This window comes from Streptomyces sp. NPDC058955 (assembly GCF_042741435.1).
Classification (GTDB): domain Bacteria; phylum Actinomycetota; class Actinomycetes; order Streptomycetales; family Streptomycetaceae; genus Streptomyces.
Map to the genome: position 1 here is coordinate 4,979 of NZ_JBHYKM010000103.1, position 24,692 is coordinate 29,670.

Here is a 24,692-nt window from a genome sequence, read left to right on the forward strand (position 1 = left end):
CCGCGGGCCCGCTCCCCGCGAGGGGAGCGGCCCTTCGTTCACGCGTCAGTTCACGCGCCGAGCAGCTTGCGCACCCGGTCCGCGCCGACGGCGAGGAGCAGGGTGGGCAGGCGGGGGCCCGTCTCGCGGCTCACGAGGAGCTTGTAGAGCAGGGCGAAGAAGGCGCGCTGGGCGACCTTCAGCTCCGGCGTGGGCTTGGCCTCGGGGGTGAGGCCGGCCATCACCTTCGGGACGCCGTAGACCAGGGTGGTCAGGCCGTCGAGGGACCAGTGGCTGTCGAGGCCGTCCAGGAGCAGGCGGAGCGACTCGCGGCCCTCGTCGTCCAGGGAGCCGAGGAGCGCGGTGTCGGGCTCCTCGCGGACGATGGTGCGCTGGTCGGCCGGGACCTGGGTGGTGATCCAGTTCTCGGCGCGGTCGAGGCGCGGCCGGACCTCGTCGAGCGAGGTGACCGGGGACTCCGGGTCGAGGTCGGTGAGGATCCGGAGGGTCTGCTCGTCGTGGCCGGCGGTGATGTCGACGACCGAGGCGAGGGTGCGGTACGGGAGCGGGCGCGGGGTGCGCGGCAGCTCGCCGGCCGCGGTGCGGGCGGCACGCGTGTACGCGGCGGCGTCGGCGGGCAGCACGGTGCCGTCGGCGACCTTGGCCTCCAGCTTGTCCCACTCGTCGTACAGCCGCTGGATCTCCTGGTCGAAGGCGATCTTGAACGACTGGTTGGGCTTGCGGCGGGCGTAGAGCCAGCGGAGCAGCTGGGGCTCCATGATCTCCAGCGCGTCGGCCGCGGTGGGGACGCCGCCCTTCGAGGACGACATCTTGGCCATGCCGCTGATGCCGACGAAGGCGTACATGGGGCCGATGGGCTGGACGCCGTCGAAGAGGGTGACGATCTGCCCGCCGACCTGGAAGGAGGAGCCGGGCGAGGAGTGGTCGACGCCGGAGGGCTCGAAGATGACGCCCTCGTAGGCCCAGCGCATGGGCCAGTCGACCTTCCACACCAGCTTGCCGCGGTTGAACTCGCTGAGCTTGACGGTCTCCGCGAAGCCGCAGGAGGTGCAGGTGTAGGACAGCTCGGTGGTGTCGTCGTCGTAGGAGGTGACGGTGGTGAGGTCCTTCTCGCACTGCCCGCAGTAGGGCTTGTACGGGAAGTACCCGGCGCCGCCGCCGGAGCCGTCGTCCTCGGCGGCCGCGCCGGAGCCCTCGGCGGCCTCCAGCTCGGCCTCGTCGACCGGCTTCTGGGACTGCTTCTTGGGGGCCTTCTTCGTCCGGTACTGGTCGAGGATGGCGTCGATGTCACCGCGGCGGCGCATGGCGTGCAGGATCTGCTCGCGGTAGGCGCCGGAGGTGTACTGCTCGGTCTGGCTGATCGGGTCGTACTCGACGCCGAGCTCGGCCAGGGCCTCGACCATGGCGGCCTTGAAGTGCTCGGCCCAGTTCGGGTGGGGCGAGCCGGCCGGGGCGGGGACGGAGGTCAGGGGCTTGCCGATGTGCTCGGCCCAGGACTCGTCGATGCCCTCGATGCCGCCCGGCACCTTGCGGTAGCGGTCGTAGTCGTCCCACGAGATGAGGTGGCGGACGGTGTACCCGCGGCGGCGGATCTCGTCGGCGACCAGGTGCGGGGTCATGACCTCGCGGAGGTTGCCGAGGTGGATCGGGCCGGAGGGGGAGAGGCCGGAGGCGACGACGACCGGTTTGCCAGGCGCACGTCGCTCCGACTCGGTGATGACCTCGTCCGCGAAACGGGAGACCCAGTCGGTCTCGGTGCTGCTCTGAGCCACGGTCGGTACGTCCTTCTTTCCAGATCCTTGCGGGAAATCCCTCGGAGTCTTTAAGCCCTACACCAGTCATTGTCCCAGACGGAACCAGCCGCTCCGAGGTTGTCCACAGGCGGGATTCTCGTCGGGCGCGGCTTGTCCACAGCCGGGGAACGGCCGGGGAAGGTCGGGGAAAACACGTTGCCCACCCATGGGACACTTGACAAGCGATATAGACCACCGGGACACCCGGACACGACACAACAGGAACGGAAGCTCATGGCCTCGGTCCCTTCCCTCGCTTCGACCGTGCAGCAGCGCCTCGCGGAAGGTCTCTCGGCAGCCCTGCCGGAGGCCGGTTCCGCCGACCCGCTGCTGCGACGAAGCGACCGGGCCGACTTCCAGGCCAACGGCATCCTGGCGCTGGCCAAGCAGCTCAAGGGCAACCCGCGCGAGCTGGCGACGAAGGTCGTCGACGCCATCCCGGCGAACGACGTGCTGCAGGAGATCGAGGTCTCGGGCCCCGGCTTCCTCAACATCACCGTGTCGGACGCGGCGATCGTGCGGACCCTGGCGGCCCGCGCCGCCGACGCGCGCCTCGGCGTGGCGCCGAACGAGTCGGCGGGCACCACGGTCATCGACTACGCGCAGCCGAACGTGGCGAAGGAGATGCACGTCGGCCACCTCCGTTCGGCGGTGATCGGCGCGGCGATGGTGGAGATCCTGGAGTTCACGGGCGAGACCGTGGTCCGCAGGCACCACATCGGCGACTGGGGCACCCAGTTCGGCATGCTCATCCAGTACCTGATCGAGCACCCGCACGAGCTGGACCACAAGGAGCAGGGCGCGGAGGTCTCCGGCGAGGAGGCCATGTCGAACCTGAACCGGCTGTACAAGGCGTCCCGCGCGCTGTTCGACGCGGACGAGGAGTTCAAGACCCGGGCACGCGCCCGCGTGGTCGACCTCCAGGCCGGCGACGAGGAGACGCTCGCCCTGTGGCAGCGGTTCGTCGACGAGTCGAAGATCTACTTCTACTCGGTCTTCGAGAAGCTCGACATGGACATCCGGGACCCCGACATCGTCGGCGAGTCCGGGTACAACGACATGCTCCAGGAGACCTGCCGGATCCTGGAGGAGTCGGGCGTCGCGGTCCGCTCCGAGGGCGCGCTGTGCGTCTTCTTCGACGACATCAAGGGCCCGGACGGCAACCCGGTCCCGCTGATCGTCCAGAAGTCCGACGGCGGCTTCGGCTACGCGGCGACGGACCTGTCCGCCATCCGCGACCGGGTGCAGAACCTGAAGGCGACGAGCCTGCTGTACGTGGTGGACGCCCGCCAGTCGCTGCACTTCAAGATGGTCTTCGAGACGGCCCGCCGGGCCGGCTGGCTGAACGACGAGGTGAAGGCCGTCCAGCTGGCCTTCGGCACGGTCCTCGGCAAGGACGGCAAGCCGTTCAAGACCCGTGAGGGCGAGACGGTCCGGCTGGTGGACCTGCTGGACGAGGCGATCGACCGCGCCTCGGCAGTGGTCCGCGAGAAGGCCCAGGACCTCACCGAGGAGGAGATCGCCGAGCGGGGTGCCCAGGTGGGCATCGGCGCGGTGAAGTACGCGGACCTGTCGACCTCGGCGGCCCGCGACTACAAGTTCGACCTGGACCAGATGGTCTCGCTCAACGGCGACACGTCCGTGTACCTCCAGTACGCGTACGCCCGTATCCAGTCCATCCTGCGGAAGGCCGGGGACGCGAAGCCGGCCGCCCACCCGGAGCTGGAGCTGGCGCCGTCGGAGCGGGCCCTCGGTCTGCACCTGGACGGCTTCGGCGAGGTGATCGCGGAGACCGCTGCGGAGTACGCCCCACACAAGCTGGCCGCGTACCTCTACCAGCTGGCGTCGCAGTACACGACGTTCTACTCGGAGTGCCCCGTCCTCAAGGCGGACACCCCGGAGCAGGTCGAGAACCGCCTCTTCCTGTGCGACCTGACCGCCCGCACGCTCCACCAGGGCATGGCCCTGCTCGGCATCCGGACGCCCGAGCGCCTCTGACGCCGCCGGGGCGGGTGGGTCACTGAGCGACCCACTCGCCCTTGTCGGCCCAGTAGCCGTAGACCGTACGGCCCTCGATCGCGCTGGTCCGGAAGGGCTGTCCGCCGTCGTCGATGCGTACGGTCCCCTTCTTGTCCCCGGTGCTCCACTCCAGCTCCAGGTACCAGGCGGCGGCGTACTCCTCGGTGTGGACGTCGAGGTTGAGGACCTGCGGGTCCCCGGTGGCGACCTTGTACGGGAAGTCCTTCGCGGGCACGACCCGGTCGCCGTCCTGTCCGGCGACGGCCTTCACGTACGGCCGGGGCGCGTCGAGGTCGACGTCGAAGGTCTGCGGGGTGACCCCGCTGCCGCAACCGTCGCCCATGGAGTACGCGGCCCGCTCCGGCGGCCGGTCGCGCTCGACGACCCGGACGCTGAGCCGTGACAGCACGACCGGTTCCTGGGTGCGTCCGGTGACGGTGACCTGGAGCTGCATGTGCCCGCCGTCGACGCCGCCGAGCGCGCGGGCCCACGGGCGGGTGTCCTGCGGCGGGGGCGGCGGGGGCACGTGCTCCGGCTTCTGGTCGAGGACGTAGTACTGGCCGCAGGGTGCGGCCCAGTTGTACGAGCTGACGCCGGCGTTCAGCGGAGCGGGCACCGCGACCGCGCCGCCGCGCGGCTCCTTCTCCCCGTCCCGCGCCACGAGGTAGGCCCCGGGCACGACGAGCGCGACGACCGCCACGGCGGCGAGGCCGCTGCGGAACCGCCCCCGGGAGGGCGCGCCGCCCCCGACGGTCTCGGACGTCATGACGACGACGGACTCGACGGGCTCAATGGGCTCAATGGGCTCAATGGGCTCGACGGGTCCGATGGACTCGCTGGACTCGCTGGGCTCCACCTGCTCCACGGGCGACGGCTCGACCGGCTCGACGCCCCGCCCCCGCGTCTCGTCGGCGACGATCCAGGCGCGGTGGAGCGCGACGAGTTCCTCGCGGGTGGCCCCGCACAGCCGGCCGAGCCGTTCCACGGGGGCGAAGTCGGTCGGGACGGCGTCGCCGTTGCAGTACCGGTGGAGGGTCGAGGTGCTGACGTGGAGCCGCTTGGCGAGCGCCCCGTAACTCAGCCCCGACCGCTCCTTGAGCCCCTTCAGCAGCCCGGCGAACCGGTCCCCGGTGTCCATCCGTCGCTCCCCCGTCACCGTCGGCGTCCCAGGAACGCGTTCCGGGCGAGGTACGTCTCCCCAGGTCACAGGGGGTGGAAGCGTTCCAACGTCCCCCATTGTCCCGCGTCCGTCGACAGCGGGTCACACCGGCTCGCAGCATGAAGCCATGCCGAACAGCCGCGTCACCGACGCCCTGGCAGTGACGGTGCTGATCATCTGCACCGCGATCGTGATCACCCTGCTCGACGGCCACTGACCGACCGATCCGCCCACGGGGGAACCACCATGCGTACGACCGCCCGCCGCCTCGCCCTGCCCGCCGCCGCCCTGGCCGCGGCCCTCGCCCTCACCGCCTGCCAGTCGTCCGACCAGGAAGCGACGGCCCCGGCACCGACGAAACCCACCCAGGCCACGGCCACGCCAACGCAGCCCACGGCCGCACCCACGCCCACGCCCACGACCGCCCCGACCACAGCGGCCCCGACGACAGCGGCCCCGCGCAAGACGAACACCGCACCGCCGGCCACCACCGCGGCCCCGGCCTCCCGCCCCACCACCGGGGCCGACGAGAGCGGAGCCCTCCGCCCCTGCACCGCCGCCGACGTGAAGGTCGTGGCGAGCAAGGTCAGCCGCCCCCTCAACCACCTCGCGCTGACCGTCACCAACACCGGCGCCCGCGCCTGCGACGCCGTCGGCGCGCCGCTGGTCGGCTTCGACCACAGCCAGGCGCCGATCAGGGTCATCGAGGACAGCAAGCCGCAGGCCGTGGTGAGCCTGGCACCCGGGGAATCGGCCTACGCGTCCCTGATCCTGACCGGGGAGCCGGGCGCGGACACCCACGGCATGACCGTCCGCACGATCAAGGTGAACCTGACCGTGGACAGCATGGTGACGGTGACGGCGCCGGAGGGCACGTACGTGGACGACGGCGCCGCCGTCTCGTACTGGCAGCGGGAGTTCGAGGACGCCCTCCAGTTCTAGGGTGCCGGCGCGCTAGCGGTTGATCGGGTACGACGTCCGGCCGGACACCTCGTCGATCTCCGCGTGCGCCTTCTGGAGCAGCTGCGAGGCCAGGTCCATGAGCGCCCGGGCACCGGCGATCTCCTCGCCCACCCTGAGCTGGTCCGGATCGGAGGGGTGCCGGTTCGCGGTGCCGTGGGCCCGGAACTCGGTGCCGTCGGTGAGCCGGACCATGGCCGCGGCCCGCGTCCGGTCACCCTCCTCCTTGAACTCCATCTCCACATGCCATCCGACAAGCGTGTGCATCATGAGGATCACCTCCACCGAGGTACCTGTCGGCTACCCCTCCAGAGTGCGCCGTCCCCTGCGCCCCCACCACTCGCCCCACCACTTCGCTCCGGCCCTCGCCCGGCCCCCGCCGGGCCCTCGTCCCCGCCGTCGCCCCGGCCGTTGTCAGTGTCGGCCCGTACGTTCTGATCATGGCGATGATCCCGAACCAGCTGCCCCGGCTCGTGTCCGACCCCGCCGGCCGTTCCCTCGGCCTCGACCTGCCGCCGGGGGACCTCACGGGCCCGTCGGACGACCCGTCCTTCTGGTCCGGGCACGCCCCGGCGGGTCCCGGCGGCTGGGCCGCCCTGCGCCCGGCGGCCCGCACGGCGGGGCTGCTGTCGGTGCTGCTGGCCGGCGACGACGACCTGGAGGAGTGGCATCTGATGCCGGAGGCGACGAGCGACCCGGCGGACCACGACGCCGACGAGGTCCTCGCCGAGCTCTGGGAGGAGTACCTGGCCTCGGAGATACCGGAGGAGGCGCGGGACCCCGCCATGACCGCCGCCGTGGCGGAGCTGTTCGGCGAGCAGCCCGCGTACGAGGAGATCGTGGCGCCGTACGCCGCGGGCTGGCCGGGGCTGGCCCCGGCGCGGCCCCTGCGCACCGACCCGGACCGGGCCGCCGCCGCGGCGGCCGCGGCGCTGACCGAGCCGGGCTCCTGGATGGAGGAGGCCCGGCCGGCCCTGGTCCCGGCGCGCCGCAGCGCCGACATACCGGCGGTCATCGGCTGGTCGGGGCCGCTGAACCACGAGGACGACGTGGCGCGGCTGTGCGCGGTGCTGCGCTCCTGGGAGGACCGCTTCGGCGCCCGGGTCGTGGCGCTCGCCCCCGCCACCCTGGTGGTCTCGGTGGCCGCGCCGCCCCGGACCGTGGAGGAGGCCGAGGCACTGGCGGCGGAGCACTTCGCGTTCTGCCCGGACAACATCACGCAGGGCGACCACGACACCCTGCGCGCATACGCGAGGGAGGCCCTGCTGAACGCCCCGGTCTGGGTCTTCTGGTGGGACTAGGCCCCGCCCCGATCAGACCCGGTCACCGGCTTCCGGCGGAGATCATCCGGGCGGCCTCGGTGGCCCAGTAGGTGAGGATCATCCTGGCGCCGGCCCGGCGGATGCCCGTGAGGGTCTCCAGGATCGCCTTGTCGCGGTCGATCCAGCCCTTCTCCGCGGCGGCCTCGACCATCGCGTACTCCCCGCTGATCTGGTACGCGGCGACCGGCACGTCCACGGCCTCGGCGACCTTCGCGAGCACGTCCAGGTAGGGCCCGGCGGGCTTCACCATCACCATGTCCGCGCCCTCCTCCAGGTCCAGCGCCAGCTCGCGCATCGACTCGCGGAGGTTGGCCGGGTCCTGCTGGTAGGTCTTGCGGTCGCCCTTGAGGGACGAGCCGACGGCCTCGCGGAAGGGGCCGTAGAAGGCGGAGGAGTACTTCGCTGTGTACGCGAGGATCGACACGTCCTCCTTGCCGATGGTGTCCAGGGCGTCCCGGATCACGCCGACCTGGCCGTCCATCATCCCGGAGGGGCCCACGACGTGGACGCCGGCGTCGGCCTGGACCTGCGCCATCTCGGCGTACCGCTCCAGGGTGGCGTCGTTGTCGACCCGGCCGTCCTCGGCGAGGACGCCGCAGTGGCCGTGGTCGGTGTACTCGTCGAGACAGAGGTCGGACATGATCACGAGCTCGTCGCCGACCTCGGCGCGGACGTCCCGGATGGCGACCTGGAGGATCCCGTCCGGGTCGGTCCCGGCCGTGCCGAGGCCGTCCTTCTTGGCCTCCTCCGGCACGCCGAACAACATGATCCCGGAGACCCCCGCCTCGACCGCCTCCACGGCGGCGCGGCGCAGCGTGTCCCGCGTGTGCTGGACGACGCCGGGCATCGCGCCGATCGGCACGGGCTCGGTGACGCCCTCGCGCACGAACGCGGGCAGGATCAGGTCGGCCGGGTCCAGGCGGGTCTCGGCCACCATCCGCCGCATGGCGGGCGTCGTCCGCAGCCGTCGCGGCCGCGCCCCCGGAAAGCTTCCATACGAGTTCATCCCCCGAATCTACGCCCGGCACCGCCCCCCACTTACCGACACCCTGTTGCCGCCCCCACCACGGCAGCGGCGCGGGCCCCCGCAAGGGGAACCCGCGCCGGAAGGGCGAGGTGGTGCCGGGAGGGCGCGCCTCGTTACGTCGTGCGGCGGCGGCGGGCGCCCGGGCGGCGCTCGCTCGGGCGGGTCACCGGATCGCCCGCCTCCAGCGCGGCCTCCCGCCGCCGGATGCCGAACTCGGCCAGCGCCTCCGCGAGCTTGTGCACGGACGGCTCGGGCGACAGCACGTCGACCCGCAGCCCGTGCTCCTCCGCCGTCTTGGCGGTGGCCGGCCCGATGCAGGCGATGACGGTCACGTTGTGCGGCTTGCCGGCGATGCCGACCAGGTTCCGCACGGTCGACGACGACGTGAAGAGCACCGCGTCGAAGCCGCCGCCCTTGATCGCCTCCCGCGTGTCCGCCGGCGGCGGCGACGCGCGCACGGTCCGGTAGGCGGTGACGTCGTCGACCTCCCACCCGAGCTCGATGAGCCCCGCGACCAGCGTCTCGGTCGCGATGTCGGCCCGCGGCAGGAAGACGCGGTCGATCGGGTCGAAGACCGGGTCGTACGGCGGCCAGTCCTCCAGGAGACCCGCGGCGGACTGCTCGCCGCTCGGCACCAGGTCCGGCTTCACACCGAAGTCGACCAGCGCCGCGGCCGTCTGCTCGCCGACCGCCGCGACCTTGATCCCGGCGAAGGCGCGGGCGTCGAGTCCGTACTCCTCGAACTTCTCGCGGACGGCCTTGACCGCGTTGACGGAGGTGAAGGCGATCCACTCGTAGCGGCCCGTCACCAGCCCCTTCACGGCCCGCTCCATCTGCTGCGGGGTCCGCGGCGGCTCGACCGCGATGGTCGGCACCTCGTGCGGCACGGCACCGTACGAGCGCAGCTGGTCGGAGAGCGACGCGGCCTGCTCCTTGGTGCGCGGCACGAGCACCCGCCAGCCGAAGAGCGGCTTGGACTCGAACCAGGAGAGCTGGTCGCGCTGCGCCGGGGCGCTGCGCTCGCCGACCACGGCTATGACCGGCCGGTGGCCCTCGGGCGAGGGGAGCACCTTGCCCTGCTTGAAGACCTGGGCGATCGTCCCGAGGGTCGCGTTCCAGGTCCGCTGGCGCGTGGTCGTGCCGGCGATGGTGACGGTGAGCGGGGTGTCCGGCTTGCGGCCCGCCGCCACCAGTTCACCGGCCGCCGCGGCGACCGCGTCGAGCGAGGTGGAGACGACGACGGTGCCGTCGGAGGCGCCGACCTCGGCCCAGCACCGGTCGTCGGCGGTCCGCGCGTCGACGAAGCGGACGTCGGTGCCCTGCTCGTCGCGGAGCGGCACACCGGCGTACGCGGGGACGCCGACCACGGTCGCGACGCCGGGCACCACCTCGAAGGGGATGCCCTCGGCGGCGCAGGCGAGCATCTCGGCGCCGGCGTTGCCGTCGAGGCCGGGGTCGCCGGTCACCGCACGGACGACCCGCCTGCCGCCGCGCGCGGCCTCCATGACAAGATTGGTCGCATCCCTCAACACGGGGACACCGGCGGTTGTTGACGCCTCTACAACAACCGTCAGCTCAGGCGTGCTCACGCCCGCGCGCGCATGGCAGCGGACGACGTCGAGGACCTCCGGCTCGGCGATCAGGACGTCCGCTCCGGCCAGGGCCTCGACGGCCCGGAGGGTCAGGAGTCCGGGGTCGCCTGGGCCTGCGCCGAGGAAGGTGACGTGGCCGTGGCCCGCGAAGACGGGGGGCACGGGGCTGGTGGTCGGGCTGGTGGGGCTCAAAGTGCTCGCTCCCCCATAAGACCGGCCGCACCCTTGGCGAGCATCTCGGCCGCGAGTTCGCGTCCGAGCGCCGCCGCCTCGTCGTGCGAGGTGGGAACGGGACCGGTGGTGGACAGCTGCACCAGCGTCGAGCCGTCGGTGGTGCCGACGACGCCGCGCAGGCGCATTTCGGTGACAACCTGCCCGTGACCGGGACCGTCGGCGAGGATGTCGGCGAGCGCGCCCACGGGTGCGCTGCAGCCGGCCTCGAGGGCGGCGAGCAGGGATCGCTCGGCGGTCACGGCGGCCCGCGTCTGCGGGTCGTCGAGAGCGGAGAGCGCGGCGACGAGGTCGGAGTTCGACGCCAGGCATTCGACGGCCAGGGCACCCTGGCCGGGGGCGGGCAGGACCGAGTCGACCGGCAGGTGCTCGGCCGACAGGCCGCCGAGGAGTTCCTCGGTGCCGCCGATGCGGTTGAGTCCGGCCGCGGCGAGGACGACGGCGTCGAGCTCGCCCTTGCGGACGTAGCCGACGCGGGTGTCGACGTTGCCGCGGATCGGGACGCAGGTCAGGTCGAGGCCGTGGCTGCGGGCGTACGCGTGCAGCTGGGCCATGCGGCGCGGCGAGCCGGTGCCGACGCGGGCGCCCCGGGGGAGCCGGTCGAGCGAGAGGCCGTCGCCGGCGATGAGGACGTCGCGCGGGTCCTCGCGCCGCGGGATCGCGGCCAGCACCAGGTCGGGGTGCTGCGCGGTCGGCAGGTCCTTCAGGGAGTGGACGGCGAAGTCGACCTCGCCGTCGAGCAGCGCGTCGCGCAGGGCGGCGACGAAGACGCCGGTGCCGCCGATCTGCGCGAGATGCTCACGGGAGGTGTCCCCGTAGGTGGTGATCTCCACGAGCTCGACGGGCCGGCCGGTCGCCTGCCGGACGGCGTCGGCCACGTGCCCGGACTGGGCCATGGCGAGCTTGCTGCGCCTGGTCCCGAGCCTCAGTGCCCTCTCGGTCATACTCGCCCTCGGTTCTTGACGTCGGCGTCATTCAGGTCGGCCCGGGAGACGGACGCCACCGTCTCCGGGTCGAGGTCGAAGAGTGTCCGCAGCGCGTCCGCGTACCCGGCGCCGCCGGGCTCGCTGGCGAGCTGCTTGACCCGCACGGTCGGCGCGTGCAGGAGCTTGTCGACGACGCGGCGCACGGTCTGGGTGATCTCGGCGCGCTGCTTGTCGTCGAGGCCGGGGAGGCGGCCTTCGAGGCGGGCGACCTCGCTGGCCACCACGTCGGCGGCCATGGTGCGCAGGGCGACCACGGTGGGGGTGATGTGGGCGGCGCGCTGGGCGGCGCCGAAGGCGGCGACCTCGTCGGAGACGATGCCCCGGACCTGGTCGACGTCGTTGGCCATGGGCGCGTCGGCGGAGGCGTCGGCGAGCGATTCGATGTCGACGAGCCGGACGCCGGGGATCCGGTGGGCGGCGGCGTCGATGTCGCGGGGCATGGCGAGGTCGAGCAGGTACAGCGGCTCGTCGCGGTGCGCGGCCGCGGCCTCGATCGCGTCGCCGGTGAGGACGAGTCCGGTGGCGCCGGTACAGGAGACGACGATGTCCGCCCGGCCCAGTTCGTCGCCGACGGCAACCATCTCGGCCGCGCGCGCGGCCACGCCCGTACCGCCGGGCTCGGCGAGGATCTCGGCGAGCCGCTCGGCGCGGGCGAGGGTGCGGTTGGCGATGACGATCTCGGCGACCCCGGCGCGGGCGAGGGTCGCGGCGGCCAGCGACGACATCGAGCCGGCGCCGATGACCAGGGCCTTCTTGCCGCGGGCCCAGCTCTCGACCCCGGTGTCCTGGGCGAGCTGCTCCAGGCCGAAGGTGACGAGCGACTGCCCGGCCCGGTCGATGCCGGTCTCGCTGTGGGCGCGCTTGCCGACCCGCAGGGCCTGCTGAAAGAGGTCGTTGAGGAGCCGGCCCGCGGTGTGCAGGTCCTGGCCGAGGGCGAGGGCGTCCTTGATCTGGCCGAGGATCTGGCCCTCGCCGACGACCATGGAGTCCAGACCGCAGGCCACCGAGAAGAGGTGGTGGACGGCCCGGTCCTCGTAGTGCACGTAGAGGTACGGGGTGAGCTCCTCCAGGCCGACGCCGCTGTGCTGGGCGAGGAGCGTGGAGAGCTCGGCGACCCCGGCGTGGAACTTGTCCACGTCGGCGTAGAGCTCGATGCGGTTGCAGGTGGCGAGGACGGTGGCCTCGGCGGCCGGTTCGGCGGCGAGGCTGTCCTGGAGGAGCTTGGCCTGGGTGTCCGAGGGCAGCGAGGCCCGCTCCAGGATGGAGACGGGAGCGCTGCGGTGGCTCAGACCGACGACGAGGAGACTCATGCCGGCATCACCGCGGGGACGTCCCCGTCGGGTCCCTTGCGGCCGCCCTCGGCGGTGGTACGGGTCGCGGCCGGCGGCACCGCGGGGGCGGCGGCCGTCGGGGCGGACTCGTCGCCCGGCTCCTCGCCGGCCTTCCGCTGCTCGTGGAAGGCGAGGATCTGGAGCTCGATGGAGAGGTCCACCTTGCGCACGTCGACGCCGTCCGGCACGGAGAGCACGGTCGGGGCGAAGTTGAGGATCGAGGTGACGCCGGCGGCGACGAGCCGGTCGCAGACCGCCTGGGCGACGCCCGCCGGGGTCGCGATGACGCCGATGGAGACGCCGTCCTCGGCGATGATCTTCTCGAGGTCGTCGCTGTGCTGGACGGGGATCCCGGCGACCGGACGGCCGGTCATGGCGGGGTCGGCGTCGATCAGCGCGGCGACGCGGAAGCCCCGGGAGGCGAAGCCGCCGTAACCGGCGAGCGCGGCGCCGAGGTTGCCGATGCCGACGATCACGACGGGCCAGTCCTGGGTCAGACCGAGCTCGCGGGAGATCTGGTAGACGAGGTACTCGACGTCGTAGCCGACACCGCGGGTGCCGTACGAGCCGAGGTAGCTGAAGTCCTTGCGCAGCTTCGCGGAGTTGACGCCGGCCGCGGCCGCGAGCTCCTCCGAGGAGACCGTGGGTACGGAGCGCTCCGACAGCGCGGTCAGGGCGCGCAGATACAGCGGAAGACGGGCGACGGTGGCCTCGGGAATTCCTCGGCTACGGGTCGCCGGTCGGTGAGTTCGGCCAGTTGCCACGGTGCTCCTGCGGGATGAGCGGGGCTGCAGGCGGCCATGCGTCCCAAGACCGCCCCGTCGAATGCAGGCTATGTCTTTGTGAACGCGTGCACAAAGATGGTGTCCGTTTTGTCTGGCCAAAGTGACCGGGGTCACGCGACCGGTTCTCGCCGCCACGGAACCGTCGCACGGTGCGACGCGTCGAGCTGCCGAAGGGGGCAAAGCCGCACACACTCCTCACGACGTGGCCCCCGAATGCCTACAAAACGTCCATGATGGTAACCGGCTTTCGGTCAGGCACCCAGTTCGCGCCGGAGCCGCTCCGGGTCCACCCGCCAGAAGGTGTGCTGCTCCCCGTCGACCAGCACGACCGGGATCTGCTCCCAGTACTCCTTGTACAGCGCCTCGTCCTGGAGGATGTCCCGCTCCTCCCAGCGCGCCCCGGTCTCGGCGCACACGGCCTCGATCACCGCCCGGGCGTCGTCGCAGAGATGGCACCCCGGCTTGCCGATCAGCGTCACGGTCCGCGCGGCCGGGTCCTTGGCCGCGTCCTTCTTCTTGGTACGTCCGAACATGCCGTCCATTGTCCCGCCCGGTCACGGTGGGGACCCGCACTGTTCACACGACGGCATCCCCACAAGTCGGGAAGGACCGAACAGACTGGCTATGCTCCAGACATGGCCGCTCTGGGATGGCTCACCCCCCGTAGGCGCTCCGCCACCGCGCGCAGCGTCCTCGCAGGCGAGGCCGCCGCCGAGGCGGCCCGCAAGACCTCGCTCCAGCTGGAACAGGAGAGAGAGGAGGAGGCCGCCGCCCTCGAAGCCGCCCGCGCCTCCGAAGCCGCCCCCGAGGAGCCCGAGTTCCCGGTCGTCGGCGACGTACGGGCGGCCGCCTTCTTCGATCTCGACAACACCGTGATGCAGGGCGCCGCGATCTTCCACTTCGGCCGCGGCCTGTACAAGCGGAAGTTCTTCCAGCGCCGCGAACTCGCCCGCTTCGCCTGGGCGCAGATCTGGTTCCGGCTGGCCGGCGTCGAGGACCCGGCCCACATGCAGGAGGCCCGCGACAGCGCGCTCTCCATCGTCAAGGGCCACCGCGTCTCCGAACTGATGTCGATCGGCGAGGAGATCTACGACGAGTACATGGCCGACCGGATCTGGCCCGGCACCCGCGCCCTGGCCCAGGCCCACCTCGACGCGGGCCAGAAGGTCTGGCTGGTGACGGCCGCCCCGGTCGAGACCGCCACGATCATCGCCCGCCGCCTCGGCCTGACCGGCGCGCTCGGCACGGTCGCGGAGTCGGTGGACGGCGTCTACACGGGCCGGCTGGTCGGCGAGCTGCTGCACGGCCCCGCCAAGGCCGAGGCGGTACGGGCGCTGGCCGCCGCCGAGGGCCTGGACCTCGCCCGCTGCGCCGCGTACAGCGACTCGCACAACGACATCCCGATGCTCTCGCTCGTCGGGCACCCGTACGCGATCAACCCGGACACCAAGCTGCGCCGGCACGCCAGGGACCGCGAGTGGCGGCTGCGCGACTACCGGACCGGCCGCAAGGCGGCGAAGATCGGCATCCCGGCCGCCGCGGGCCTCGGCGCCGTCGCCGGCGGCACCGCCGCCGCGGTCGCCCTGCACCGCCGGCGCCGCTGACCGCCGAATTCCGGCCCCCGGTACGGCGGGACACCGCCCCGTACCCGAACTCCCCCGCGTTTCCGGCGCGCCACGCCCGTGCCGATACGTTTCGGCTGCGATCATCTGCGACAACCACGGACCAAAGGGACTCACCCGTCCGTGGTCGAACAGTCGCGCACCCCTGGACTCCCGGGCATTCCCGCGCCCTTACCCAGGAGCGGCCCGGATCACTCTCCTCTACCGCACATGAGCACAACGCAACGCCGACGCAGTCACACTCGGAAGTCACTCGATCAATAACCGGTCACCAAGTGCGACTTGATCCGTCCGCAACCTATAACTGAAGCGACGTAATCGATGATTTAGGCAACTGGGTGTAGCGCTGCCTGTACGAAGCGTTATTCTCCTCAGACGCACAGCGGAACCCTCCCGTCGCCACGACGAGTGAACGGCTCCGCACTGCACGTGATGGAAGCTCTGCCTCTGGGAGTCCCGTGTACCCACACGTCGGGGTTGACGCCTCGGGCCTGGCTACGCTGCGCGCAACGGTCCTCGACCACTTGCGTGGCTTCGTCCCCACCGCGTACGCCGGTCCTGCCTTCGCCTTCGCCGCACCGGCACCCGCCGGCCCCTGCTATGCCCTGGCCGACGGCGGTGCCGCCGTCGGCAGACGGGGCGCGCGCGGGGGCGCCGGAAGCCCGGCCACCGCCCGACGCCCCACCGCCGACAGCGACAGCGCCCGCATGATGGACCTGGTCGAGCGCGCCCAGGCCGGCGAGGCCGAGGCGTTCGGCAGGCTGTACGACCAGTACAGCGACACCGTCTACCGGTACATCTACTACCGCGTCGGCGGGAAGGCGACGGCCGAGGACCTCACCAGTGAGACGTTCCTGCGCGCCCTGCGCCGGATCTCCACCTTCACCTGGCAGGGCCGCGACTTCGGCGCCTGGCTCGTCACCATCGCCCGCAACCTGGTCGCCGACCACTTCAAGTCCAGCCGCTTCCGGCTGGAGGTCACCACCGGCGAGATGCTCGACGCCAACGAGGTCGAACGCAGCCCGGAGGACTCCGTCCTCGAGTCCCTCTCCAACGCCGCGCTCCTCGACGCCGTCCGCCGCCTCAACCCCCAGCAGCAGGAGTGCGTGACCCTCCGCTTCCTCCAGGGCCTCTCGGTCGCCGAGACCGCGCGGGTCATGGGGAAGAACGAGGGCGCCATCAAGACCCTCCAGTACCGGGCCGTCCGCACCCTCGCCCGGCTCCTGCCCGAAGACGCCCGCTAGCCCACCCGGGCCGCCGACCGCCGCCACCGCTCTCCCCCGCGTACCCCTCCCCCGTTCACGTCCCCCTCGGCCCCGTCCCCAGTGAAGCCACTTGTCCCCCTCACCCGTACTTCACCCGCACCCCTCCCCCCACGCCACCACTGCCCGTCCCAAATCACAGTCGGTGACGCATCGATGACGCACTGGTCCGATCATCTTTCGCGCGTAACCCAAGTGCCGCGCCGCTCGTTGTGCGAAATGCAGGCTCCCTGTGGTCACGCCCTGCCCGCAGACACTCACTCGTTCGTGTGGATCTGCTCAAGGCGGGCAACCTTCCGGACCCCTTGGGGAGTCGACCGTCATGACGAGAGGAGGTGCCGCCAGTGATCGCGAACGTGCACCGGCGGGCGAACGCCTTCGCCCAGGCCCTGGAGGACCGGACGCCCGAGGGCGAGGCCGACCGGCCCGACCCCACGGCCGACACGGGCGACCAGGGACGGCTGTTGGCCTTGGCGAGCGGTCTCGGCGAACTGCCGAAGCCGGAGCTCGACCCCGAGGTCAAGGTGGTGCAGCGAGCCCAGCTCGTCGCCGCCATGGAGGCGATGTTCGCCCAGGGGACGGCCGCCGCGGGCCCTACCGTCCCGGAACAGCGGACCACGAGGGGCGCCCACCGGGCGTCCCCCCTGCGGAAACTCCGCCCCCGTTCCCGCTGGAGCAAGGGACTCGCCGCGGGCGGCCTCACCGTCGGTGTGGCGGCCGGAGCCTTCGGCGGCGTCGCCGCCGCCAGCTCCGACGCCCTCCCCGGTGACTCGCTCTACGGGCTCAAGCGGGGCATGGAGGACCTCAAGCTCGGCATGGCCGACGACGACGCCGACCGCGGGGGCATCTACCTCGACCAGGCGTCCACCCGGCTCAGCGAGGCCCGCCGGCTCATGGAGCGCGCCCGCTCGGGCGAGCTCGACCACGAGTCCCTCGGCGAGATCCGCCGCGCCCTCGGCGGCATGAAACACGACGCCGAGGAAGGCCACCGGCTGCTCCGCCAGGCGTACGACCGGGACGGCGAGATCGCCCCGATGGCCCGGCTGAACTCCTTCGCCCAGGCCCACCGGGACACCTGGGACGGCCTGCGCGGCCGCCTCCCCGTCCAGCTCGCCGACGTCGGCGAAGAGGTCACCGACGTCTTCGACGCCATAGACCAGGAGGTCGAGCCGCTCCAGTCGATGCTGCCCCGCACCCCCGAGACGGGCGCGGTCGACCCCGGCGGCTCCAGCAGCAGCCCCACCGCCCGGCAGCACCAGCAGGGCACGGACCCCCAGCAGCCCCCGGCCACCCGGGACGCCCCCACCCAGGGCAGCCCCTCGGCCACCACCCCCCGGCCCTCCGGCACCACCCAGGGCGCCGGCACGGGCGGCGAGACGGACACCGGCACCGGCACCACCCCGAGCCCGGGCGCCGAGACCGGCACCACCTCCCCCGAGGACGACGGACTCCTCGGCGGCGACACCGGCGGCCTCCTGCCGTCCCCCACGGGCACGACCACCGCCCCGGAGGACAGCCAGACCACCCCCACGCCCCCGGACGTCACCATCCCGCCACTCCTGCCGGGCCTCCTTCCGGGCCTCGGCATCGACAGCGAGGACGCTCGCTGACAAGAAGAAGGGGCGCCCCCACGGACGGGGGGCGCCCCTTCTTCCATGCCCGGAAGAACCCAGACCGGGAAGAACACCGGCCTAGAAGAACACCGACCTCCGCTGCACCAGCAGCTTGTACAGCGTGTGCTGGATCTGCTCCCGGACCTGGTCCGTCAGGTTGAACATCAGCATCGGGTCCTCCGCCGCCTCCGGCGGATACGAGTCCGTCGGGATCGGCTCCCCGAACTGGATCGTCCACTTCGTCGGCAGCGGCAGCATCCCCAGCGGCCCCAGCCACGGGAAGGTCGGCGTGACCGGCACGTACGGCAGCCCCAGCAGCCGCGCCAGCGTCTTCGCGTTCCCGATCATCGGGTATATCTCCTCGGCGCCCACGATCGAGCACGGCACGATCGGCACCCCCGCCCGCAGCGCCGTCGAGACGAAACCGCCCCGCCCGAACCGCTGGAGCTTGTACCGCTCCGAGAACGGCTTCCCGATCCCCTTGAAGCCCTCCGGCATCACCCCGACGACCTCACCCGCCCGCAGCAGCCGCTCCGCGTCCTCCGCGCACGCCAGGGTGTGCCCCGCCTTCCGCGCCAGCTCGTTGACGACCGGCAGCACGAAGACCAGGTCCGCCGCGAGCAGCCGCAGATGCCGGCCCGCCGGATGGTGGTCGTGCACCGCGACCTGCATCATCAGCCCGTCCAGCGGCAGCGTCCCGGAGTGGTTCGCGACGATCAGCGCCCCGCCCTTCTCCGGGATGTTCTCGACGCCCCTCACCTCCACCCGGAAGTACTTCTCGTACAGCGGGCGCAGCAGCGACATCAGCACCTGGTCGGTCAGCTCGGCGTCGTAACCGAACTCGTCGACCTCGTACTCGCCCGTGACCCGCCGCCGCAGGAACGCCAGCCCGCCCGCCAGCTTCCGCTCCCAGCCGGTCCGGTCGGCCCCCTCCGCGACCGGCTCCTCGGCCGGCTCCTCGGCGGGCGTCCCGTCCGGCACCTCCCGTGCCCCCGGCAGCGCCCGTACCGCCGCCGGACCGGTCCCGGCCGCGGACGGCTCCTCGGGCCGCCCCGGCCGCCGCCTGGCCCGCGAACGGTCGTCGTCGAAAGGAATCACCTTGGCGTCCGCCATCGCTGTCGCTGCTCCTCAGGCACCGTCGTGAGAGTCACCGGAAGGGATCGGACCCGCCCCGGGGGCGACCCGGCCGGCCAGCCGGTCCACCGCCCCCGCGAGCCGCTCCGGCGGCAGGAGCCCCGGGCCCCGGCTCGCCGCGAAGTCCGCGAAGGCTTCCGCCGTCGAATACCGCGGCCGGAAGCCCAGGACCTCCCGCATCTGCGCGGTCGAGACGACCCGCCCGTGCGTGAGGAGCCGGATCTGCTCGGGCGCGAAGTCGGTCAGCCCCACCGTCCGCAGCGCGGACCCCACCCAGGTCACCGCGGGCAGCAGCACCGGCACCGTGGGCCGCCCCAGCCGCCGCGCGCACTGCGACAGCAGCAGCACCCCGTCGCCCGCCACATTGAAGGTCCCGCTGTTCAGCGACGCCCGGCGCGGCTCCTGCGCCGCCAGCCGCAGCACGTCGATCACGTCGTCCTCGTGGACGAACTGCAGCCGCGGGTCGTACCCCAGGACCGTCGGCATCACCGGCAGCGACAGGTACTCGGTCAGCGGGGACTCCACCCGCGGCCCCAGGATGTTCGCGAACCGCAGCACGCACACCGCCACGTCCGGCCGCCGCCGGGCGAAGCCCCGTACATAGCCCTCGACCTCGACCGCGTCCTTCGCGAAACCACCGCTCGGCAGCGACTTCGCCGGGGTCGTCTCGGTGAAGACCGCCGGATCCCGGGGCGCGGAGCCGTAGACGGTCGTGCTGGACTTCACCACCAGCCGCCCGATCCGCGGCGACTTCTGGCAGGCCCCGAGCAGCTGCATGGTGCCGATGACGTTGGTCTCCTTGACCGACGTCCGGCCGCCGGCGCCCAGCGCCGTCCCCGTCACGTCGAGGTGCACCACCGTGTCCACCTCGTGCTCCGCGAGCACCTTGGCGATGGCCGGCCGGCGGATGTCCGCCCGGACGAACTCGGCGGCCCCCAGCGGATGCCCGGGCTCGACCGCGTCCACGGCCACCACCCGCTCCACCTCCGGGTCCCGCTGGATCCGCCGCACGAAGCGGCCCCCCAGATGCCGGGCGGCACCGGTGACGAGCACGACCTTGCCCAAGATCAGCGCCTTCCGTCCGAACTTCCGTCCGTTCTTACCCGTAGCCGCCACCGTAGCGCCTGCGGGTTTCGGCGCAATGAAAACGTGGCCCCTCACCGAGGACGGTGAAGGGCCACGCCTTGTCACACACGGAAGCCGCTCGCGCGGCCACCGGTCTTACTTCTTGTTGCGACGCTGAACGCGCGTGCGCTTGAGCAGCTTGCGGTGCTTCTTCTTGGCCATCCGCTTGCGCCGCTTCTTGATAACAGAGCCCACGACTACCCTCGCTCACTTCTTCTCACTGGTGCGGGGCGTCTGGGCCCACACGACCTACGAGGGGTCAGCCTACCGCCCCTGGCACCACACGAGTAATCCGAGGGCCGGACGCGGCTCACCCGCCGTTCGGCCGCAGGTCGGCCGCGCGCCCGCTACGCGGTCCCCACCCCCACGTACGACTCCCTCAGGTACGCGTGAACCGCCTGCTCCGGGACCCGGAAGGACCGGCCCACCCGGATCGCCGGCAGATGACCGCTGTGCACCAAGCGGTACACGGTCATCTTCGACACGCGCATCACCGCGGCGACTTCCGCCACAGTCAGGAACTTGACCTCGTTGAGAGGCCGATCGCCAGCAGCCATGACCCACCTGTACCTTCCGCCGAGACGCCCACCGGCTTCCCCTCCGGTGACTCTTCGTCGTCGAACGCTCACGAAGCAGACTAGGGGCGGGTGGTACGAGTGGGGAAGAGGAGCCCCTATCGCCCGTTTACCGTGACAGACACGCTCGATTGAGTACATAGCGCGTCAGGGGACGGTAGTACGCCGAGGGCACCCCGTCATCCAGCGGGACGGCCACCGCCACCTGCCCCTCGGCCTCCCCGACGAACAGCGCCGGATCGTCCGTGTCGGCCAATCCGATCGCCTCGACACCCAGCTGACCAGCGCCGCAGACCCAGCCGTGGTCCCCGACGACCAGCTCCGGCAGCGGCCCGCCGGCCTCCGCGGCGCTTTCGAGCGCGGCCCGCACCGGCAGCGCCGAGTGCGAGTGCGCCCCCGGCTCGCGCCCGCCCTCCGACGGCCCCGGCTCCCGTACGAACGCGACGCCGCGTACGTAGTCGACGCGGTACGTGCGTAGACCGAACCGGGTCGTTATGTCGACACATCGCCCCTGCGCCGGGGTGAGGACATCACATCCCGCCGCCGACAGGGCGTCTGCGAGAGCGGCGTAGAAACCGAGCAGCCGGTGCGGATGCCCGGTCCCGAACAGCACCGGAGCCCGCCGGGCGGCCGCCGCCGCGAGCCGCCCCGCGAAGGCGTCCAGCCGGCCCAGCGTCCGCTCCGGGTCGATCACGTCCGGACCCGTGCGGTGCGCCGGATCCCCCGACACCCCGCACTTCTCGGCCATCAGCCGCAGCAGCTCGGCCTCGTCCCAGCCCCCGGCCGGCACCAGCCCCAGCGTCACCCGGGGATCCCGCGCGGCGAAGAGCCGGTAGCTCCGCAGGCTCTCCTCCCGCGACGTCGCCACCGTCCCGGCCAACCCCGCCGCCAACAGATGCGCCCGCAGCGCCCCGGTACTCAACACCCTCCCGATGCTGCCGGATCGTCACTGCCGGAGCGTCAGAATCCGTTGTACGCCGCACAGTTGGCGTAACAGCTGGGCGAGCTAGGCGAGCAGGCCCCGCAGCGGGAAGGCCGCCCGCCGGGTCGCGAGCACCGCCTGGTCCAGCCGGTCCGCGGGGTCGTACCCCTCCGACCACTCCCGGAAGCCCACCGGCCACCGCCCGTCGGTCATCCGCCCGGGCCCCAGCTGCCGGGTCCGCGCGTACACCTCGTCCCGCCACGAGGACGGGACCACCGTCTCCGGCGCCACGGGCGCGTGCGCAGCGATCCCCACCAGATGCGTCCACGACCGCGGTACGACGTCGACCACCGCGTATCCGCCGCCGCCCAGCGCCACCCACCGGCCGTCCGCGTACGCGTGCGCCAGCTCGTGGCACGCCTCCTGCACCGCCCGCTGCGCGTCCAGCGACACCGCCAGGTGCGCCAGCGGGTCGTCGAAGTGGGTGTCCGCGCCGTGCTGGGTGACGAGCACCTGCGGCCGGAAGTCGGCGAGGAGCTCGGGCACGACCGCGTGGAAGGCCCGCAGCCAGCCCGCGTCCCCGGTCCCGGCCGGCAGCGCCACGTTCACCGCGCCGCCCTCGCCGGGCCCGGACGCCCCGGTCTCCTCCGGCCAGCCGGTCTGCGGGAACAGCGTCCGCGGGTGCTCGTGCAGCGAGACCGTCAGGACCCGTGGGTCCTCCCAGAACGCCGCCTGCACCCCGTCGCCGTGGTGGACGTCGACGTCCACGTACGCGACCCGCTCCACGCCCAGTTCGAGCAGCCGGGCGATGGCCAGCGAGGCGTCGTTGTAGATGCAGAACCCGGCCGCGCCGCCCGGCATCGCGTGGTGCAGCCCGCCGGCGAAGTTCACCGCGTGCTCGGCCTCGCCCCGCCACACGGCCTCCGCCGCCGCCACCGACTGCCCGGCGATCAGCGCGGACACCTCGTGCATCCCCTCGAAGGCCGGATCGTCGACGGTCCCGAGCCCGTACGCCTGGTCGGCGCGGCGCGGATCGGCCGAGGCCGCCTTCACCGCGGCCACGTAGTCCTCGCGGTGCACGAGCCGCAGCGTCGACTCCCCGGCCGGCTTGGCGGCGACGACGTCCACCGCCCGGTCGAGCCCGAAGCCCCGGACCAGCCCCATGGTCAGTGCGAGCCGCACCGGGTCCATCGGGTGCTGGGGCCCGAAGTCGTACCCCGTGACAGCTTCATCCCACATCAACAGTGCGCGGCCGCTCATGCCCGCCACCGTATCGGGCCTCCCGCGCGCCGAACGACGTGGCATACGCCACCGTGACCAGGACGAGCACCATCGGCACGAGCATCGCCCCGCGGTAGCTCCACGCGTCCCCGAGCGCCCCCACGAGCGGCGATCCGACGAGGAAGCCGACGTAGTTGAAGACGTTGAGCCGCGCGACGGCGGCGTCGCTGTGCTCCGGGAAGAGCCGGCCCGCCGCCGCGAAGGTCTGCGGCACGATCACGCTCAGCCCGAGCCCCAGCACCGTGAAGGCGGCGATCCCCACCCACGCCGACGTCGCCACCGCCACCAGCGCGAACCCGCACGCCGCGAGCACCGCCCCGGCCCGCACGACCACCGAGGCCCCGAAGTACCGCACCCCGAGGTCGCCCACGGCCCGCCCGAGCAACGTCGTCACCATGTACGCGTTGTACGGGACGGTCGCCGCCTCCTCCGAGCTGCCGAGGACGTCCTGGAGGTACTTCGCCGACCAGTTGGAGACCGTCGAGTCCCCGATGTACGCGAACGTCATCACCAGGCACAGCGGCAGCAGCAGCCGGAACGACAGCGCCCCGCCCTTCGCCGCGCCGGCACCGCCCGGGACGGCCGTGCCGTCCACGTACCACCGGCTGCCGAGGAACGCCGCCGGCGCCAGCACCACGACCACCGGCAGGTACGACCAGAACAGCGACAGGTGCCAGTGCGCCCCCGCCCAGGCCAGCGAGGCCCCGGCGATCCCGCCGAGGCTGTACGCGGCGTGGAAGCCGAGCATGATGCTCCGGCCGTACGCCCGCTGGAGGCTCACCCCCAGCATGTTCATGGACGCGTCGAGCGCGCCGACCGCGAGCCCGAACACGCCGAGCGCCACCGCCGCCATCCACAGCGCGTCCCCCGCGCCCACGCCCAGCAGGGCCAGCAGGACGACGGGCTGCGACCACCGCAGCACCACCGAGGGCGCCACCCGGGCGACGAGCTTCTCCGTCGCCACGCTGGCCACCCCGGCGAGGATCGGCACGGCCGCCAGGAAGAGCGGCAGCAGCCCGTCGGAGATCCCGTACCGGTCCTGGATCCCGGGTATCCGGGTCACGAGCAGGGCGAAGGCCACGCCCTGGACGAGAAAACTGAAGGCGAGCGAGGACCGCCCCCGCCGCAGCCGCACATCGGTCATGGCGGCACAGCGTAGGCCCGTCACCTACCGATGGGTAGATGGATCACAGACCCAAAATGCCGGGCAGTTCGTCCATCCGGGAGAAGAACCCGCGCGCCCCCGCCAGCCGGTCCTCCGGCGTCATCGCCGTGAACCCGTACACGTCCATCCCGGCGGCCACCGCCGCCTGCACGCCGAGCCGGCTGTCCTCGACGACGACGCACCGCTCGGGCGCCACGCCCATCCGCTCGGCCGCGTGGAGGAAGAGGTCCGGCGCCGGCTTCCCCTTCCCGACGTCCTCGGCGCTGAAGACGACGTCCTCGGGGAACCAGGCGTCGAGCCCGGTCTTCCGGTGCCCGACCCTGATCCGCTCATGGCTCCCGGACGAGGCCACACAGTACGGAACGCCTCCGGCCACCAGCCGCTTGAGCACGTCCACCGCCCCTTCCACCGGCTCCAGTTCCTCCTGGAACCCGGCGAAGACCCGCGCGTGGAAGGTGGCGTCGAAGTCCTCGGGCAGCCGCTGCCCGGTCCGTTCGAGGACGAGGTCGTGGACCCGGTGGATGGCGGCCCCCATGTAGTCGCGGAGCGAGTCCTCGTAGGTGGTGGGGTGCCCGAGCTCGGTGAGGTAGCCGGCCAGCAACCGGTTGGAGAGCGGCTCGCTGTCGACGAGCACGCCGTCGTTGTCGAAGATGACCAGGTCGTAGCGCATGGGCCCAGCCTAGATCCGGTCCTGAACGCAAAAATGCCTCAACCCCCGGACGAAGTCCGGGGGTTGAGGCTAAAAATTGTTCGGCGGCGTCCTACACACCCACAGGGTCCCCCCTGCA

23 protein-coding genes are annotated in these 24,692 nt (G+C 72.3%); 6 read left to right on the forward strand and 17 right to left on the reverse strand.

Annotated elements, in window-relative coordinates; genetic code table 11:
- Positions 1-50 precede the first annotated feature (50 nt).
- The gene (gene lysS, locus ACFW1I_RS29835) at positions 51-1,772 is read right to left on the reverse strand and encodes a lysine--tRNA ligase (protein WP_384675728.1); all 1,722 of its coding nucleotides are present in this window, start codon (positions 1,770-1,772) and stop codon (positions 51-53) included.
- Between the two features lie 255 nt (positions 1,773-2,027).
- On the opposite strand from lysS, the gene argS reads away from it, so the two are divergent.
- Positions 2,028-3,791: an arginine--tRNA ligase gene (argS, locus tag ACFW1I_RS29840; RefSeq protein ID WP_384675730.1), complete on the forward strand. Its 1,764-nt coding sequence runs from the start codon at positions 2,028-2,030 to the stop codon at positions 3,789-3,791.
- 19 nt (positions 3,792-3,810) lie between these two features.
- Here argS and ACFW1I_RS29845 read toward each other — a convergent pair whose 3' ends face one another.
- Positions 3,811-4,950, reverse strand: coding sequence for a helix-turn-helix domain-containing protein (locus ACFW1I_RS29845; protein WP_384675732.1), 1,140 nt, complete (start codon positions 4,948-4,950; stop codon positions 3,811-3,813).
- Positions 4,951-5,217: 267 nt separating this feature from the next.
- Between ACFW1I_RS29845 and ACFW1I_RS29850 the strand changes: the two genes are divergently transcribed.
- The gene (locus ACFW1I_RS29850; RefSeq protein ID WP_384675734.1) at positions 5,218-5,913 is read left to right on the forward strand and encodes a DUF4232 domain-containing protein; all 696 of its coding nucleotides are present in this window, start codon (positions 5,218-5,220) and stop codon (positions 5,911-5,913) included.
- 12 nt (positions 5,914-5,925) lie between these two features.
- Here ACFW1I_RS29850 and ACFW1I_RS29855 read toward each other — a convergent pair whose 3' ends face one another.
- Positions 5,926-6,198: a DUF1876 domain-containing protein gene (locus tag ACFW1I_RS29855; RefSeq protein WP_031013683.1), complete on the reverse strand. Its 273-nt coding sequence runs from the start codon at positions 6,196-6,198 to the stop codon at positions 5,926-5,928.
- A 173-nt stretch (positions 6,199-6,371) separates the two neighbouring features.
- Between ACFW1I_RS29855 and ACFW1I_RS29860 the strand changes: the two genes are divergently transcribed.
- Positions 6,372-7,232 carry a DUF4253 domain-containing protein gene (locus ACFW1I_RS29860; protein ID WP_384675737.1) on the forward strand — a complete coding sequence of 287 codons (861 nt, stop codon included), beginning with the start codon at positions 6,372-6,374 and terminating at the stop codon, positions 7,230-7,232.
- 22 nt (positions 7,233-7,254) lie between these two features.
- Here the strand turns inward: ACFW1I_RS29860 and hemB are convergent, their stop codons facing one another.
- From hemB to ACFW1I_RS29890, 6 genes are all read right to left on the reverse strand, one after another.
- Complete coding sequence (gene hemB / locus ACFW1I_RS29865) at positions 7,255-8,259, reverse strand: porphobilinogen synthase (RefSeq protein WP_384675739.1); 1,005 nt, start codon at positions 8,257-8,259, stop codon at positions 7,255-7,257.
- A gap of 134 nt (positions 8,260-8,393) precedes the next feature.
- The gene (locus tag ACFW1I_RS29870) at positions 8,394-10,064 is read right to left on the reverse strand and encodes a uroporphyrinogen-III synthase (protein WP_384675741.1); all 1,671 of its coding nucleotides are present in this window, start codon (positions 10,062-10,064) and stop codon (positions 8,394-8,396) included.
- Positions 10,061-11,047 carry a hydroxymethylbilane synthase gene (gene hemC, locus ACFW1I_RS29875; RefSeq protein ID WP_384675743.1) on the reverse strand — a complete coding sequence of 329 codons (987 nt, stop codon included), beginning with the start codon at positions 11,045-11,047 and terminating at the stop codon, positions 10,061-10,063. Before hemC ends, ACFW1I_RS29870 begins: the two co-directional genes overlap by 4 nt.
- Entirely contained in the window at positions 11,044-12,399 is a 1,356-nt protein-coding gene (locus ACFW1I_RS29880; protein WP_384675745.1) for a glutamyl-tRNA reductase, read from the reverse strand. Before ACFW1I_RS29880 ends, hemC begins: the two co-directional genes overlap by 4 nt.
- A complete protein-coding gene (locus ACFW1I_RS29885) occupies positions 12,396-13,184 on the reverse strand; it encodes a redox-sensing transcriptional repressor Rex (RefSeq protein WP_384675747.1) in 789 nt (262 codons plus the stop codon). Before ACFW1I_RS29885 ends, ACFW1I_RS29880 begins: the two co-directional genes overlap by 4 nt.
- Positions 13,185-13,456: 272 nt before the next feature.
- A complete protein-coding gene (locus tag ACFW1I_RS29890; RefSeq protein ID WP_319008501.1) occupies positions 13,457-13,747 on the reverse strand; it encodes a glutaredoxin family protein in 291 nt (96 codons plus the stop codon).
- A 93-nt stretch (positions 13,748-13,840) separates the two neighbouring features.
- Here ACFW1I_RS29890 and ACFW1I_RS29895 point away from each other — a divergent pair, with 93 nt between their 5' ends.
- The 3 genes from ACFW1I_RS29895 (at position 13,841) to ACFW1I_RS29905 (ending at position 17,699) form a co-directional block, all read left to right on the forward strand.
- A complete protein-coding gene (locus ACFW1I_RS29895; RefSeq protein ID WP_384675749.1) occupies positions 13,841-14,809 on the forward strand; it encodes an HAD family hydrolase in 969 nt (322 codons plus the stop codon).
- A gap of 476 nt (positions 14,810-15,285) precedes the next feature.
- The gene (locus ACFW1I_RS29900; protein ID WP_031013670.1) at positions 15,286-16,071 is read left to right on the forward strand and encodes an ECF subfamily RNA polymerase sigma factor, BldN family; all 786 of its coding nucleotides are present in this window, start codon (positions 15,286-15,288) and stop codon (positions 16,069-16,071) included.
- A gap of 362 nt (positions 16,072-16,433) precedes the next feature.
- Positions 16,434-17,699, forward strand: coding sequence for a DUF5667 domain-containing protein (locus tag ACFW1I_RS29905; RefSeq protein WP_384675752.1), 1,266 nt, complete (start codon positions 16,434-16,436; stop codon positions 17,697-17,699).
- 81 nt (positions 17,700-17,780) lie between these two features.
- Here the strand turns inward: ACFW1I_RS29905 and ACFW1I_RS29910 are convergent, their stop codons facing one another.
- The 8 genes from ACFW1I_RS29910 to ACFW1I_RS29945 form a co-directional block, all read right to left on the reverse strand.
- On the reverse strand, positions 17,781-18,815 hold the full coding sequence (locus tag ACFW1I_RS29910; protein WP_384675754.1) for a lysophospholipid acyltransferase family protein: 1,035 nt from the start codon (positions 18,813-18,815) through the stop codon (positions 17,781-17,783).
- 15 nt (positions 18,816-18,830) lie between these two features.
- On the reverse strand, positions 18,831-19,901 hold the full coding sequence (locus ACFW1I_RS29915) for an NAD-dependent epimerase/dehydratase family protein (RefSeq protein ID WP_384675756.1): 1,071 nt from the start codon (positions 19,899-19,901) through the stop codon (positions 18,831-18,833).
- 156 nt (positions 19,902-20,057) lie between these two features.
- Positions 20,058-20,156, reverse strand: a complete 99-nt coding sequence (locus ACFW1I_RS29920) for a 30S ribosomal protein bS22 (protein ID WP_003948845.1) — start codon at positions 20,154-20,156, stop codon at positions 20,058-20,060.
- A 152-nt stretch (positions 20,157-20,308) separates the two neighbouring features.
- Positions 20,309-20,518 carry a helix-turn-helix domain-containing protein gene (locus tag ACFW1I_RS29925; RefSeq protein WP_030495139.1) on the reverse strand — a complete coding sequence of 70 codons (210 nt, stop codon included), beginning with the start codon at positions 20,516-20,518 and terminating at the stop codon, positions 20,309-20,311.
- 127 nt (positions 20,519-20,645) lie between these two features.
- Positions 20,646-21,461 (reverse strand): phosphatase, encoded by an 816-nt coding sequence (locus tag ACFW1I_RS29930; protein ID WP_384675758.1) that lies wholly within the window; start codon positions 21,459-21,461, stop codon positions 20,646-20,648.
- Positions 21,462-21,542: 81 nt separating this feature from the next.
- Positions 21,543-22,718 (reverse strand): acetoin utilization protein AcuC, encoded by a 1,176-nt coding sequence (locus ACFW1I_RS29935; RefSeq protein WP_384675760.1) that lies wholly within the window; start codon positions 22,716-22,718, stop codon positions 21,543-21,545.
- On the reverse strand, positions 22,687-23,883 hold the full coding sequence (locus ACFW1I_RS29940; RefSeq protein WP_384675762.1) for an MFS transporter: 1,197 nt from the start codon (positions 23,881-23,883) through the stop codon (positions 22,687-22,689). Before ACFW1I_RS29940 ends, ACFW1I_RS29935 begins: the two co-directional genes overlap by 32 nt.
- A 43-nt stretch (positions 23,884-23,926) precedes the next feature.
- Positions 23,927-24,574, reverse strand: a complete 648-nt coding sequence (locus tag ACFW1I_RS29945; RefSeq protein ID WP_384675764.1) for an HAD family hydrolase — start codon at positions 24,572-24,574, stop codon at positions 23,927-23,929.
- Positions 24,575-24,692 lie beyond the last annotated feature (118 nt).